Consider the following 14347-nt stretch of genomic DNA (forward strand, 5'->3'; position numbering starts at 1 on the left):
ACAGCGACAGCGAGGAGGGGACGGGTGCGAGCATCGGACCGGGTCTACGGGATCCTGCGCGAGGAGATCATCGGGTGGCACCGGCCTCCCGGGACGATCCTCGGCGAGGTCGAGCTGGCCGATCAGCTCGGCGTCTCCCGCACCCCCGTGCGCGAGGCCGTCTCCCGGCTGCTCGGGGACGGACTGGCCGCACCCCGCCCGGGCCGCGGCGTCGTCGTCGCCGAGGTCTCCGCGGACGGCGTGCGCGAGATGTTCGAGCTGCGCGAGGCCCTGGATACCCAGACCGCGGCCCTGGCGGCCCGGCGGGCGGATCCGCGGGTCTTCGACCGGCTGGCCGAGCGCCTGGAGCGGATGGGGGCCGCGCTGGCCGGGGACGACGCCGATCGCAGCGCCTACTACGCCCTGGTGGCCTCGCTGGACGAGGCCCTGGACGAGGCCGCGGACAGCGCCTGGCTGCGCCACGCCCAGGAGCAGCTGCGAGCGCACCTGCAGCGGGTGCGCCGGCTGTCCCGGAAGGACGAGGCGCGCCTGCGCGCGGCGGCCGCCGAGCACGCCCAGATCGCCCGCGCCGTGGCCTCCGGGGATCCCGAGCTGGCCCGCGCCGCGACCCTGGTGCACCTGGATCGGGCGCTGAGCGCCATCCTGCGGGCCGTGCGCCGCCTCGAGCACCAGCAACCCGCACCGACCCCGGTGGACGTCCACCCTCTGGGCCCCGCCGCCCCGAAGATCGAAAGGACTGACCCGTGACCGTCACCCACACCGTGCGCGTGCACCGCAGCGAGGAGAACCTGCCCCGCGAGCAGCAGCTCGCCCACAAGATCGCGAAGGTCGCGACCGACCCGGTCGAGGTCACCCCCGAGGTCCAGGAGATGGTCATCAACCGGATCCTGGACAACGCCGCGGTGGCCATCGCCTCGCTGAACCGCGGCCCCATCGTCTCCGCGCGCGACCAGGCCCTGACCCATGCCCCCGGCCCCGGCGGGTCCGGTGCGGCCCTGATCGGCGTCGACGCCGCCACCTGCCGGGTCTCCCCCGAGTGGGCCGCCTGGGCCAACGGGGTCGCGGTGCGGGAGCTGGACTACCACGACACCTTCCTGTCCGCCGAGTACTCCCACCCCGGGGACAACATCCCGCCGATCCTCGCGGTGGCCCAGCATGCCGGGCGCTCGGGCCGGGACCTGATCCGCGGCATCGCCACCGGCTACGAGATCCAGGTGGACCTGGTCAAGGCCATCTCCCTGCACCGGCACAAGATCGACCACGTCGCCCACCTGGGGCCCTCGGCGGCCGCAGGGATCGGAACCCTGCTCGACCTCGACGCCGAGACGATCTTCCAGGCGATCGGCCAGGCCCTGCACACCACCACCGCGACCCGCCAGTCCCGCAAGGGCGAGATCTCCACCTGGAAGGCCCACGCCCCGGCCTTCGCCGGGAAGATGGCGGTCGAGGCCGTGGACCGGGCGATGCGCGGGCAGACCTCCCCCGTGCCGATCTACGAGGGCGAGGACGGGGTGATCGCCTGGCTGCTGGACGGCCCCGACGCCTCCTACGAGGTCCCCCTGCCGGCCCCCGGGGAACCCAAGCTCGGCATCCTGGAGACCTACACCAAGGAGCACTCCGCCGAGTACCAGGCCCAGGCCTGGATCGACCTGGCCCGCAGGCTGCACCGCGAGCACCCCGAGCTGACAGACCCGCAGAACGTCGAGTCGATCGTGCTGCACACCTCCCACCACACCCACGACGTGATCGGCTCCGGGGCCAAGGATCCGCAGAAGTACGACCCGCAGGCCTCCCGCGAGACCCTCGACCACTCGATCCCCTACATCTTCACCGTCGCCCTGCAGGACGGGCAGTGGGAGCACAACCGCTCCTACGCCCCCGAGCGCGCGGCCCGACCGGACACCGTGGAGCTGTGGCACAAGGTCACCACCGAGGAGGACCCGGAGTGGACCCGCCGCTACCACTCCATCGATCCGCAGGAGAAGGCCTTCGGCGGCCGGGCCGAGATCCGGCTGGCGGACGGCTCGCGGCTCGTCGAGGAGATCGCGGTGGCCGACGCCCACCCGCTGGGGGCCCGGCCCTTCGCCCGCGAGCAGTACCTGACCAAGCTGCGCGCCCTCGCCGAGGGCTCCGTGGCCGAGACCGAGCTCGAGCGGTTCATCCAGGCCGCCGAGGAGCTGCCGAACCTCGCGGCCGGCGAACTCGATGCACTGAACATCACCGCGGACATCCCGCTGGAGACCGGAGCGAAGGGACTGTTCTGATGCTGTACCCCCAGACCACCGCCGCCCGGAAGCGGATCGCGCTGCGCGAGATGCTCGCTTCCGGGACGGTCCGCCAGTTCCCGGGGGCCTACACCCCGATCTCGGCCAAGCTGATCCAGGAGAAGGGCTACGACGGCGTCTACATCTCCGGGGCCGTGCTGGCCAATGAGCTGGGCTTCCCCGATATCGGGCTGACCACCCTCTCGGAGGTCGCCACCCGGGCCGGGCAGATCGCCCGGATGACGGATCTGCCGGCCATCGTCGACGCCGACACCGGCTTCGGCGAGCCGATGAACGTCGCCCGCACCGTCCAGGAGCTCGAAGACGCCGGACTGGCCGGGTGCCACATCGAGGACCAGGTCAACCCCAAGCGCTGCGGGCACCTGGAGAACAAGAACGTCGTCGACGAGCAGACCGCCCTGCAGCGCATCGCGGCCGCAGCGCAGGCCCGTCGCGATGAGAACTTCCTGATCATGGCGCGCACCGACCTGCGCGGGGTGGAGGGGCTGGAGGCCGCGATCGCTCGGATGCGCCGGCTCGTCGAGGCCGGGGCGGATGCCATCTTCCCCGAGGCGATGACCTCGCTCGAGGAGTTCGAGATGGTGCGCGCCGCCGTCGACGTCCCGATCCTGGCCAACATGACGGAGTTCGGCCGCTCCCAGCTCTACACGAAGGATGAGCTCGCCGCGGCCGGAGTGAACCTGATCATCTACCCGGTGACCCTGCTGCGCGCCTCCCTGGGGGCGATGGAGCGGGTCCTGGAGACCATCGCCGCAGAGGGCACCCAGGAGGCCGCGGTGGATCAGATGCTCACCCGCCAGCGCCTCTACGAGCTCGTGGACTACGCCGGCTACGGCCGGTTCGACTCCGGGATCTTCGACTTCGAGGTCCCCGACCGCTTCCGGGGCTGAGCCCCCGGTCGACCTCGCCCATCATCACGAAGGAGTGATCCCCATGTCCGAAGAGATCCGCAAGGGCCTGGCCGGGGTCGTCGCCGACACGACGGCGATCTCCAAGGTCAACCCCGAGACCAACTCCCTGCTCTACCGCGGCTACCCGGTGCAGGAGCTGGCCGCGCGCTGCTCCTTCGAGGAGGTGGCCCTGCTGCTGTGGAACGGCGAGCTGCCCACCGAGCGGGAGCTTTCCGAGTTCCGGGAGTTCGACGCCGCCCACCGGGCGATGGACAGCTCCCTCAAGACCGTCATCGACGCGCTGCCGACCGCCTGCCACCCGATGGACGTGTGCCGCACCGCCGTCTCCGTGCTCGGGGCCCAGGATCCGGCCGCCGAGGACGACTCCCCCGCGGCGAACCTGCTCAAGGCGAAGAAGCTGTTCTCGGCCCTGCCCGCGGTGGTGGCCTACGATCAGCGGCGCCGTCGGGGCCAGGAGCTGATCCAGCCCCGGGAGGACCTGGACTGGTGCGAGAACTTCCTGCACATGACCTTCGGGGAGGTCCCGGCCCCCGAGGTGAAGCAAGCCTTCAGCGTCTCGATGGTCCTGTACGCCGAGCACTCCTTCAACTGCTCGACCTTCACCGCCCGCACCATCGCCTCCTCCCTGTCGGACCTGTATTCGGCGGTGACCGGGGCGATCGGCGCGCTGAAAGGTCCGCTGCACGGCGGGGCCAATGAGGCCGTGATGCACACCTTCGACGAGATCGGCATCCGGGAGGATGAGTCCGAGGCCGACGCCGAGCGGCGCGCGAAGGAGTGGATGGACGCGGCCCTGGGGCAGAAGAGGAAGGTCATGGGCTTCGGGCACCGGGTGTACAAGAACGGCGACTCCCGCGTCCCGACCATGCAGGCGGCGCTGTTCGACATGATCGAACACGTCGACCGCGGCGAGATGATGGGGCTGTACAAGGGTCTGGCGAAGTCCATGGACGAGGCCAAGGGCATCCAGCCGAACCTGGACTACCCGGCCGGGCCGACCTATCACCTGATGGGCTTCGACACCCCGACCTTCACGCCGCTGTTCGTGGCCGCCCGGGTCACGGGGTGGACCGCGCACATCATGGAGCAGCTGGCCCACAACTCGCTGATCCGCCCGCTGTCCGCCTACGACGGGCCAGGTGAGCGGCATCTGCCCGAGTGAGTCTCACACCGCCCGCGGATGGGCCGAGAGGAAGACCTCCCGCAGCGTGTCCGCGGTGACCTTGGTGTAGATCTGCGTGGTGGTCAGGGAGGCGTGGCCCAGCAGCTCCTGGACCACGCGGATGTCCGCCCCGCCTTCCAGGAGGTGGGTCGCGAAGGAGTGGCGCAGGGAGTGCGGGGAGACCTCCTGGGTGATCTGCGCCCGCTCGGCGGCCTTCTTCAGCACCAGCCACGCCCCCTGGCGGGTCAGGCGCCCCCCCCGGGCGTTGAGGAACAGCGCCGGGGTGCCGCGGCCGTGGGCGGCCAGCAGGGGCCGGGATCGCACGAGGTAGGCGGAGACGGCCTCGCGCGCGTAGGAGCCGACCGGCACGATCCGCTCCCGGCCGCCCTTGCCGAACAGGCGCACCACGCCCGTGGCGTGCTCCTGACCGGGCGGCGTCGGGGCGGAGAGGTCATCCCGGTCGACCCCGACGGCCTCGGAGATGCGCGCGCCGGTGGAGTACAGGAACTCCAGTAAGGCCGCATCGCGCAGCCCGGCGGGGGTCTGCCGATCCGGGGCCTCCAGGATCCGGGCCACGGTCTGCACCGGCAGGGCCTTGGGCAGGCGCTGTCCCGGGCGCGGCGGGGCCACGGCCTCCGCGGGGTCCGCGGGGGTGATCCCCTCCAGGGTCCAGAACCGGTGCATCCCGCGCACCGCGACGACGGCGCGGGCCGCGCTGCGCGCGGACAGCCCCCGCCCGCCCTCGGCGCGCGGGCGGGACAGGTGGCGCAGAAACTCCTGCACGTCCTCGGTGACGACCTCGCCGGGGGCGCGCACGCCGCGCCGGTCGGCGAGGAAGGCCAGGTAGCGCCCGAGGTCCCGGCGGTAGGAGGCGAGGGTGTTCGCGGCCAGGCCGCGCTCGATCTCCAGGTGCTGCAGGTACCGCCGCAGGCCGTCGTTCAGCTCTGGGGCCTGGGCGACGGCCGGCGCGGCGTGTGGGCGGCTCACGCCGCGTCGTCCTCCCGGAACCCCGGGTGCGCCGGCCACGCGGCCTCGGCCGGACGCAGATCCGCGAAGTCCCGGCGCAGCCCCGCCCACACGGCGAGGATCGCGTTGACCGCGGACGGGGAGTGCAGACGCGAGCCCAGCACGGCCGTCGCGGCCTCCTCGATGGGCACCCAGCGGGTGATGATCTGCGCTTCCTCCTCCTCGCGGGTGAAGCGCTCGGCCTCGGGCACCGGGTCGATGCCGCGGGCCAGGAAGATCCGGGTGGCCTCGTTCGAGGCGCCGGGGGTGTTCTGGAACTCCAGCAGGGTGTCCCAGCGGGCGGCGGTCAGATCCGCCTCCTCGCGCAGCTCCCGGCGCGCGGCGTCCACGGGGGCCTCCCCCGCGACGTCCAGCAGCCCCGCCGGGATCTCCCACATCCGCATGCCGGCGGGGTGGCGGTACTGGCTGATCAGCAGGATCTCCTGCTCCTCGTTCAGCGCGGCGATCGCCACGGCCCCCGGGTGGCGCAGGAACTCGCGGCGGATCATCGCGCCGTCCGGCTCCAGCCGGAAGCCCTCCTCCACGACGTCGAAGACCTTCCCGGAGAAGATCTCCCGCTGCTCTTCGGGCTCGATCGGGCAGATCCGGTCCGCCAGCGGCTCCCGCGCCTGCCCGCCCCGGCGCTCCGACGTCGTCATCGGGCCAGCGCCGCGGCGATCAGCCCGCGGAACAGGGGGTGGGAGCGGGTGGGCCGGGACAGCAGCTCCGGGTGGGCCTGCGTGGAGACGTAGTAGGGGTGCACCTCGGCGGGCAGCTCCACGAACTCCACCAGTGAGCCGTCCGGGGAGGTCCCGGAGATCACCAGGCCGGCCTCCTCCAGCTGCTCGCGGTAGGCGTTGTTGACCTCGTAGCGGTGCCGGTGGCGCTCCTTGACCTCGGTGGCCCCGTACGCGCCGGCCACCACGGAGCCCTCGGTGAGCTTGGCGTCGTACAGGCCCAGGCGCATCGTGCCGCCCAGGTCCCCCGCGCCGTCCACGAACTGCTTCTGCTCCTCCATCGTGGCGATGATCGGGGTGGAGGTCTCCGGGTCGAACTCGGTGGAGGAGGCCTCCGGCAGGCCGACGACGCTGCGGGCGTACTCCATGACCATGCACTGCAGGCCCAGGCACAGCCCCAGGGTCGGGATGCGGTGCTCCCGGGCGTAGCGCAGGGTGCCGAGCTTGCCCTCCAGGCCGCGGATCCCGAAGCCGCCGGGCACGCAGATCGCGTCCACGTCCGCCAGCTGCCGGGCCGCACCCTCGGGATCCTGGCACAGGTCCGAGGCGATCCACTTGATGCTCACCTTGGCGTCGTTGGCGAAGCCGCCGGCGCGCAGCGCCTCGGAGACGGACAGGTAGGCGTCCGGCAGGTCGATGTACTTGCCGACCAGCCCCACCGTGACCTCGTGCGAGGGCTGGTGCACGGTGCGCAGCAGCTTGTCCCACTCGGTGAAGTCCGCGGGCTGGTAGTCCAGGCCCAGGTAGTCCAGGATGTAGGCGTCCAGGCCCTGCCGGTACAGGGTCTTGGGGATGTCGTAGATGCTCGGGGCATCCGGGCAGGCGATGACGGCCTCGGTGTCCACATCGCATGCGCTGCCGACCTTGGCCTTGAGGCTCTCGGAGACCTCCTTGGCCGAGCGCAGCACCAGGGCGTCCGGGATGATCCCGAGCCCGCGCAGGGCCGCCACGGAGTGCTGAGTGGGCTTGGTCTTCATCTCCCCGGAGGGCCCGATGTAGGGGATCAGGGAGACGTGCAGGAAGAACACGTGGCGCCGCCCGACGTCGCGGCGCACCTGGCGGGCGGCCTCCAGGAAGGGCTGGGATTCGATGTCCCCGACGGTGCCGCCGATCTCGGTGATGATGATGTCCGGGGCGTCGGGCTCGCCGGTGGCCCGGCGGCGCATGCGCGCCTTGATCTCATCGGTGATGTGCGGGATGACCTGCACGGTGTCCCCCAGGTACTCCCCGCGCCGCTCCTTGGCGATCACGGTGGAGTAGACCTGGCCGGTGGTCACGTTGGCCGAGGCGTCGAGGTTCTCGTCCAGGAAGCGCTCGTAGTGGCCGATGTCCAGGTCCGTCTCGGCGCCGTCGTCGGTGACGAAGACCTCGCCGTGCTGGAAGGGGTTCATGGTGCCGGGATCCACGTTGAGGTAGGGATCCAGCTTCTGCATGGTCACGGACAGCCCGCGCGAGCGCAGCAGGCGCCCGAGGCTGGAGGCGGTCAGCCCCTTGCCGAGGGAGGAGGCCACACCCCCCGTGACGAAGATCTGCCGGGTGATCTTCCGGTCCGTGCTGTGCTGTGCCGACGCTGTCTTGGATTCATTCACCACGGGTCTCGAGCCTATCATGCGGGGTCAGGGGCGAAGGTGGCGCAGATCTCATGTGCCGGGGTGCTCGGCGGCGGGCTGCGGGGCCGCCTGGCCGGCGTCGGCCAGCAGCTCCGCGGCGTGCTGGCGGGCCGCGGCGGAGTCCTCGTGCCCGGCCAGCATCCGCGCCAGCTCGACGACGCGCTCGCCCGGATCCAGCACCCGCACCTCGGAGACCGTGGCGTCCTCGGACTTCAGGACCAGCACATGCCGGTCCGCGTGGGCGGCGACCTGCGGCAGGTGGGTGACCACCAGGACCTGCACGCGCCGGGCCAGCATCGCCAGGCGCCGGCCGATCTCCACGGCGGCCTTCCCGCCCACCCCGGCGTCGACCTCGTCGAAGATGAAGGTCGGCACCGGGTCCACCTCGGCCAGCACCACCTCCAGGGCGAGCATCACCCGGGACAGCTCGCCGCCGGAGGCGCCCTTGCCCAGCGGGCGCGGGACGGCGTCGCGGTGCGGGGCGAGCATGAGGCTCACCGCGTCCTTGCCCTCGGGCCCGAACTTCTCGGTCTCCTCCACCTGAACGACCAGACGGGCGTTGGGCATCGCCAGGGCGGAGAGTTCCTCGGAGACGACGGCGCTGAGCCGGCGGCCCGACTCCTCGCGCAGTGCCCGCAGCCGGTCGGCCTCCTCCTGCAGGCGACCGCGCAGTCCGCGCAGCTGCTCCTCCAGGGCTTCGGCCCGCGAGGGGTCGTCCTCCAGGGCCTGCAGGCGGTTGCGGCTGGCCGCGGCCCAGTCCAGCACCTCGGTGATGTCCGCGCCGTACTTGCGGGTCAGCTTCTTCAGGGCGGCCCGGCGGGATTCCACCTGCGCCAGGCGCCCGGGGCCCTCGGTCTCCAGATCGGAGAGGTAGCCGGAGAGCTCCTCCCCGATGTCCGCGGCCTGGATCATCAGCTCCCGGACCCGCCCGGCCAGCCCGGCCAGGGCCTCGTCCTCCTCGGCCTCCTGCAGCAGGGCGCAGTGGGCGTGATCCAGCAGGACCGAGACCGTGCTCGCCTCCAGGTCCGCACCACCGACCAGCGCGGACTGGGCCGTGCGCGCGGCGGTGCGCAGCTGCTCGACGTTGGTCAGCCGCGCGGATTCCGCGTCCAGGGACTCCTCCTCCCCCACCTGCGGGCGCACGTCGTCGATCTCCTTCAGCGCCGCGGCCAGGGACTGGGCCTCGAAGGCCCGGGCCCGGGAGTTCTCCCGGACCTCGCGCAGCTCCTGGGCGGCCTCCCGGTACTCGGCGTAGTGCGCGCGGTACCGGTCCAGCAGGTCCGCGAGCTCCTCCCCGGCGTAGGCGTCCACGGCCCGACGCTGGGCCGCGGCGGACTTCAGCCGCAGCTGATCGGTCTGCCCGTGCACGGCCACGAGGGTCTGCCCCAGGGCGGCCAGGGTCCCGATGGGCGCGGCCGCCCCGCCGACGGTAGCCCGGGAGCGCCCCGAGGCGCTGACCGTGCGGGAGAGGATCAGCTCCTGGGGCAGCTCGGTGCCGTCCTCGACCCGCACGGCCTCGCCGCCGGCCTCCTCGGCCATCTCCACGGCCGGGTGGCCCTCGGGCAGGCGCACCACGGCCTGGGCCAGGGCGGAGCGGGCCCCGGCGCGCACCGCGCCGGCATCGGAGCGGGCGCCGAGCAGCATGCCCAGGGCGGTGACGACCATGGTCTTGCCGGCTCCGGTCTCCCCGGTGAGCACGGTCAGCCCGGGGCCCAAGGGCAGGGTGGCCCCGGTGATGACCCCGAGGTCACGGATGTTGATCTCCTCGATCATGCGCTGCGGTTCTCCTTCCCAGGCTCGGGGGCGGGGGCGGGCTCGCCCTCCACGACGGGGCCGCGCCACCCGCGGGTGGGCAGCTGGAACTTCTTCACCAGCCGCTCCGAGAACGGGGCGGGGTGGATGCGGGCCAGGCGCACCGGCTTGCCGGAGCGGCGCACCTCGATGCGCGCGCCGGGCGGCAGGTCCGCGCTGCGGCGCCCGTCGCACCACAGCACGCCGTAGTGCCCGTTGGTCGGCAGCAGCTCCACGGCCATGGTCGAGGCGGGCGCGGCCACCAGGGGCCGGGAGAACAGGGCGTGGGCGCTCAACGGCACCAGCAGCATCGCCGCGACCTCGGGCCACACCACCGGCCCGCCCCCGGAGAAGGCGTAGGCCGTGGACCCGGTGGGGGTGGCCATCACGACGCCGTCGCAGCCGAAGCTGCTCAGCGGGCGCCCGTCCACCTCGATGACCACCTCGACCATCTTCTCCCGGTTGCCCTTCTCCACCGAGGCCTCGTTCAGGGCCCAGTCGTGGTGCAGCACCCGCCGTTCGCTCCACACCTGCACGTCGATGGCCATCCGCTCCTCGACCGTGTAGGTGCGGTTGACGATGTGGTCCACGGTCTCATCCAGGTCCGTGCGCTCGGATTCGGCCAGGAAGCCCACGTGGCCCAAGTTCACCCCGATCAGCGGGATGTCGGTGTGGCGCATCATCTCCGCCGCGCGCAGGATGGACCCGTCCCCGCCCAGCACCACCCCGAGCTCGACGTCGTTCAGGGCCACGGACTCGTGGATGACCTCGATCCCGGGGCAGTGCGGGGCGCCGAAGATCGTCTCGAGGTCCCCGCGACCCATGACGGGCGTCAGCCCGGCCGCCAGCAGCCGGTCGCAGGCTTGGGTCGCGGCCGCCGTGGCTTCGGGTCGCCCCGTGTGGGCGAACAGGAGGATCTTGCGGGTCATGGGGCCTTGCTCCTTCGGGGAGGATCGCGGGCGGCGTCGGGCGGGGTCGGGGTGCGCGGCGCACCGGATCCCAGCCTAGGCGAGGGGACTGACAGATCCGAGGTTTCCCGTCGGGCGGTGCAGGTGCAGGAAGTGCTCGCGGTTGCCGTCCTGGCCGGGCAGGGCGGAATCCGCCGCGGCCCGGATCTGCAGGCCGAGGTCGGCGGCGGCCTCGAGGACGGCGCGGATGCCGGCCTGCCGGGTCGCCTCGTCGCGGACCACGCCATGCTTGTCCAGCCCGGAGCGGCCGACCTCGAACTGCGGCTTGACCATGAGCACCAGCTCCCCGCCGGGGGCGGTCGCGGCGCGCAGCGCGGGCAGGACGAGGGTCAGGGAGATGAAGGAGAGATCCCCCACGGTCAGCTGCACGGGCCCGCCGATCGCCTCCGGGTCCAGGTGGCGCACGTTCAGCCCCTCGTGCACCTGCACCCGGGGATCGGCGCGCAGGCTGGGGTGCAGCTGGTCGTGGCCGACGTCGACCGCGACCACCCGGGCGGCCCCGCGGTGCAGCAGCACCTGGGTGAACCCGCCGGTGGAGGCCCCGGCGTCCAGGCAGCGCCGCCCGGCCACGACGACGTCGGGGAAGGCCCGCAGCGCGCCGTCGAGCTTGTGTCCGGCCCGCGAGACCCAGTCCGCCCCCGGGCCCGGCAGGATGCGCACGGGCACCTCCGCGGCGACGTCGAGGGCGGGCTTGCGAACCTCCCGGTGGTGGACCAGGACCCGCCCCTCCCGGATCAGCCGGGCGGCCGCGGTGCGCGAGGGGGCCAGACCCGCGTGCACCAGATGCCGGTCCAGCCTCATCCGCGCGTCTCCGGGTCGACGCGGGCCTCTCCCGGTGCCGCCGGCGCGGGGCTGGGCTCGGCGTCCAGGCGGGTCCGCAGGGCCCGATGCAGCTGGTCGTACAGGGCGGCGTGCTCGGCCACCGGGACGGCGTCGAAGCGCTGCAGCAGGGCCTCCAGCTCCTCGGCGGAGCCGTGTTCGGCCAGCCGCCGCGCCGCCTCCTGCACCACCCGCGACGCCTCCTCGGCCCGCGGGTCCCCCGTCGGCTCCGGACTCACCGCCATCGCAGCTCGGGCTCCGTCGGCTCCTCGGCCCGGGGATGCACGGCCCACCAGGCGGCGCAGGCGACCCGCCAGCGCAGGACCTCCGGGCCATCCCCGCGCACGGTGACGCCGGCGGCGTCGGCCTGGGCGGTGATCCCGTGCAGCTCGGCGCGGGCCTCACCGCCGTCCGCGTTCACCCGCGGGGCGGCGTAGTCCTCGAACAGCTCGCCCAGGTCGGCCAGCAGGTGGTCCGGTCGCTGGTCCGCCGGGGCGCGCAGCACGTCCTCCCAGGTCTGCACCCCGGTCATGACGGCGGCGCTGGGCAGGTCCGCCCGGTGCGCCCCGAGGATGTCCGTGTCCAGTCGGTCCCCGACCACCAGCGGCCGACGCACGTCCAGCCGCTCGACGATGGTGTGGAAGATCGCCGCGCCGGGTTTGCCCGCCACGAGGGGCTCCCGCCGGGTGGCGGTGGCCACGGCCCGCACGAGGGTGCCGTTGCCGGGGGCGATGCCCCGCTCCTTGGGGATGGTCAGATCCGTGTTGGAGGCGATCCACAGCACCTGCTCGTCGGCCAGGGTGTAGGCGGCCTCGGCCAGGTCCTGCCAGCGCAGCGTCGGCTCGAAGCCCTGCAGCACGGCCCGGGGCTCCTCCCCCGGCGCGACGACGCGCAGTCCGGCGTCCCGGGCGCAGTCGGCCAGAGCCTCGGCCCCGCAGATCTGCACGGGCGCGCCCGCGCCGAGCCGGTCGGCCGCCAGCCGGGCGGCGGCCTGCGCGGAGCTGACCACGTGCTCGGCGTCGGTGTGCAGACCCAGGACGTTCAGGTGCTCGGCCACGGTGCCCACGGAGCGCGAGGCGTTGTTGGTCACGTACGCCACCGCGACACCTTCCCGCTGGGCGCGGTTCAGCGCGGGCACGGCCCCCGGGATGGGATCGGGGCCTGCGTAGACCACCCCGTCCAGGTCGGAGAGGATCGCGTCGAAGGATGCGAGCAGGTGGCTCATGCGCGCCCGGCGTCCCCCGCGTTGTCCCGGGCGATGTCCTCCTCGACCTCCCGCAGCTCCGGCGGCATCCCGCCGGTCGTGGCGGCGTCGTCATCGGCGACGTCCTCGGTGACCACGTCGCCTTCGATCTCGGTCTCGTCGGTGGCCTCGGGGTCCCCGGGATCCTCATCCTCCAGGTCGGTCTTCTCCACGACGTCGCCCAGCTCGGTGCGCAGCTCCTCCTCGCCGGTGCGCTCCACGTCCGGTTCGACGTCCTCGAGCGCGCCGCCGAAGCCGGTGCGGTCCTCGGCGACGGCCGCGAGGCGCTCGTCATCGCCGGTCTCGGCCTCGGCGCGGCGGCGCTGGGCGGCGGCCTCCTCCATCTCCTCGGGGGTGGGCTCCTGTTCGGCCATCTCGATTCCCTCCTCGTCCTCGGGCTGCTCATCCGGCAGCACGTCGATGTCGTAGATCTCCGGTTCCGCGAACTGTCCCTGCCCCAGGGCGGCTTCGGCGACGGCGGCCAGCCGGGACCACCGGGCGGCCTCCGCCTCCCGGCCCAGCGCCTCGAGCACGTCCGCGTAGGCGGAGTACAGGCGCGGGCTGTAGGAGAAGGCGCGGCGGGGGTTCAGCTCGGGGATCTCCAGGGCGCGCCGGGCGGCCTCGAGGTCTCCCGCGTCCTGGTGGATCCCGGAGACCACCATGGCCAGCTCGGCCTTCTGCTCGGCGCTCAGACCCTCCAGGGCCTCCTCGTCCCGGGCCTCCTCCAGGGCCTTCGCGGTGCGGCCCAGAGCCCGCTGCGCGTCGACGATCAGCGGCAGGTGCTCGTGGGATCCGGTCATGCGCCGGTGGGTGCGCAGCTCGCGCAGGGCGGTCTCCCAGTCCTCCGCGGCATAGGCGGCGACGCCGGCGGCCTCGCGCACCGCGGCAACCCGTCCGGCCCGGGCGACGGCGGCCTGGGCGTGCTCGAGGGCGAAGTCCGGGTCCACGTCCAGGTACAGGCTGGTCATCACCAGGTGCCGGGAGACCACCTCCGCGTTGTCCGGCTCGAGCACCCGCAGCTCCCGCTGCACGGACTTGTCCAGCTCCTTGCCGGTGACCTCCTCGTCGATCTCCGGGGCGGGTCCGCGCGAGGGCCGGTAGCCGCTGCGCACATCCTCCCGACGCTGCTCCCGACGCCGGTCGAACTGGCCCCGCGGGTTGCGCTCGGCGTCCTCGCCCCGCCGGTCCTGCCAGGACTGCGGGCGGGATCCCCCGCGGAACTCGCCGCCGAGCCGGGACGCAGGCCCGCGGCGATCCCGGTCCTGACGGGGACGGTCCTGACGATCGCGATCCTGACGCGGACCGTCATCGCGACGACGGTCCTGGCCGAAGCGCTCATCCCGGCGATCCTGCCGGGGGCGATCCCCCCGGTCCTCGAACCGACCGGACCCGCGGCGACGATCAAAGGAGCCACGGCCTGCACCGGCGGAGCCGCGACGACCGTCGGAGCGGCTCTCGTCGCGGCCCCAGCGCGGGGAACCGGAGCGGCCCCGCCCTCGATCGGAGGCACCGCTGGGGCGATCGCGCCTCCGGTCCCCCGACCGATGCCCTTCGTGCGGACGGTCTTCAGCCACGCTGTGCTCCTTCTGCTCACGTTCTCTCGACGCGGTCCGGCCACCGGGACCACGGGGGATCCCACGGCTCAGGCCGACCGCGTCGCTGCTCGCCACCAGTCTACGGAACCGGACACCGGTGCATCGCCACCGGTGTGCGGGAACCTGACGGCCGAGTGCGGGCACGGAGCAGCACGGGCCTGTGGGTGCGCTGCCCCGGAGGGTCGGGAAGGGTCCTGGGCACGAAAAAAAGGGGGCCTCAA

Annotated in this window: 13 protein-coding genes; 4 read left to right on the forward strand and 9 right to left on the reverse strand. The window is 73.2% G+C overall.

What is annotated here, in order from left to right; all coding sequences use genetic code 11:
- The first annotated feature begins 24 nt into the window (after positions 1-24).
- Genes KKR01S_RS08245 through KKR01S_RS08260 form a run of 4 tightly spaced genes read left to right on the forward strand, consistent with a single transcriptional unit; the run spans position 25 to position 4358 of the window.
- Positions 25-747 (forward strand): GntR family transcriptional regulator, encoded by a 723-nt coding sequence (locus KKR01S_RS08245; protein ID WP_081101653.1) that lies wholly within the window; start codon positions 25-27, stop codon positions 745-747.
- Positions 744-2264 carry an MmgE/PrpD family protein gene (locus KKR01S_RS08250; protein ID WP_055684696.1) on the forward strand — a complete coding sequence of 507 codons (1521 nt, stop codon included), beginning with the start codon at positions 744-746 and terminating at the stop codon, positions 2262-2264. The genes KKR01S_RS08245 and KKR01S_RS08250 overlap by 4 nt, the downstream gene beginning before the upstream one ends.
- Entirely contained in the window at positions 2264-3175 is a 912-nt protein-coding gene (prpB, locus tag KKR01S_RS08255) for a methylisocitrate lyase (protein ID WP_055684697.1), read from the forward strand. Before KKR01S_RS08250 ends, prpB begins: the two co-directional genes overlap by 1 nt.
- A gap of 43 nt (positions 3176-3218) precedes the next feature.
- A complete protein-coding gene (locus tag KKR01S_RS08260) occupies positions 3219-4358 on the forward strand; it encodes a bifunctional 2-methylcitrate synthase/citrate synthase (RefSeq protein WP_061225745.1) in 1140 nt (379 codons plus the stop codon).
- Positions 4359-4361: 3 nt separating this feature from the next.
- Here KKR01S_RS08260 and xerD read toward each other — a convergent pair whose 3' ends face one another.
- From xerD to KKR01S_RS08305, 9 genes are all read right to left on the reverse strand, one after another.
- Positions 4362-5345 carry a site-specific tyrosine recombinase XerD gene (gene xerD / locus KKR01S_RS08265; RefSeq protein WP_055684699.1) on the reverse strand — a complete coding sequence of 328 codons (984 nt, stop codon included), beginning with the start codon at positions 5343-5345 and terminating at the stop codon, positions 4362-4364.
- A complete protein-coding gene (locus KKR01S_RS08270; protein ID WP_081101654.1) occupies positions 5342-6022 on the reverse strand; it encodes an NUDIX domain-containing protein in 681 nt (226 codons plus the stop codon). The genes xerD and KKR01S_RS08270 overlap by 4 nt, the downstream gene beginning before the upstream one ends.
- Positions 6019-7710: a CTP synthase gene (gene pyrG / locus KKR01S_RS08275; RefSeq protein ID WP_061225746.1), complete on the reverse strand. Its 1692-nt coding sequence runs from the start codon at positions 7708-7710 to the stop codon at positions 6019-6021. Before pyrG ends, KKR01S_RS08270 begins: the two co-directional genes overlap by 4 nt.
- A 30-nt stretch (positions 7711-7740) precedes the next feature.
- Positions 7741-9483 (reverse strand): DNA repair protein RecN, encoded by a 1743-nt coding sequence (gene recN / locus KKR01S_RS08280; protein WP_061225747.1) that lies wholly within the window; start codon positions 9481-9483, stop codon positions 7741-7743.
- Positions 9480-10430: an NAD kinase gene (locus KKR01S_RS08285; protein WP_055684702.1), complete on the reverse strand. Its 951-nt coding sequence runs from the start codon at positions 10428-10430 to the stop codon at positions 9480-9482. The genes recN and KKR01S_RS08285 overlap by 4 nt, the downstream gene beginning before the upstream one ends.
- A 75-nt stretch (positions 10431-10505) precedes the next feature.
- Positions 10506-11270 (reverse strand): TlyA family RNA methyltransferase, encoded by a 765-nt coding sequence (locus tag KKR01S_RS08290; RefSeq protein ID WP_061225748.1) that lies wholly within the window; start codon positions 11268-11270, stop codon positions 10506-10508.
- Positions 11267-11527 (reverse strand): hypothetical protein, encoded by a 261-nt coding sequence (locus KKR01S_RS08295; protein WP_151196692.1) that lies wholly within the window; start codon positions 11525-11527, stop codon positions 11267-11269. Before KKR01S_RS08295 ends, KKR01S_RS08290 begins: the two co-directional genes overlap by 4 nt.
- Positions 11524-12513, reverse strand: a complete 990-nt coding sequence (locus KKR01S_RS08300; protein WP_055684705.1) for an HAD-IIA family hydrolase — start codon at positions 12511-12513, stop codon at positions 11524-11526. The genes KKR01S_RS08295 and KKR01S_RS08300 overlap by 4 nt, the downstream gene beginning before the upstream one ends.
- A complete protein-coding gene (locus KKR01S_RS08305; protein WP_129358149.1) occupies positions 12510-13643 on the reverse strand; it encodes a hypothetical protein in 1134 nt (377 codons plus the stop codon). Before KKR01S_RS08305 ends, KKR01S_RS08300 begins: the two co-directional genes overlap by 4 nt.
- Positions 13644-14347 lie beyond the last annotated feature (704 nt).

Source organism: Rothia kristinae NBRC 15354 (genome assembly GCF_001570865.1).
GTDB lineage: Bacteria > Actinomycetota > Actinomycetes > Actinomycetales > Micrococcaceae > Rothia > Rothia kristinae.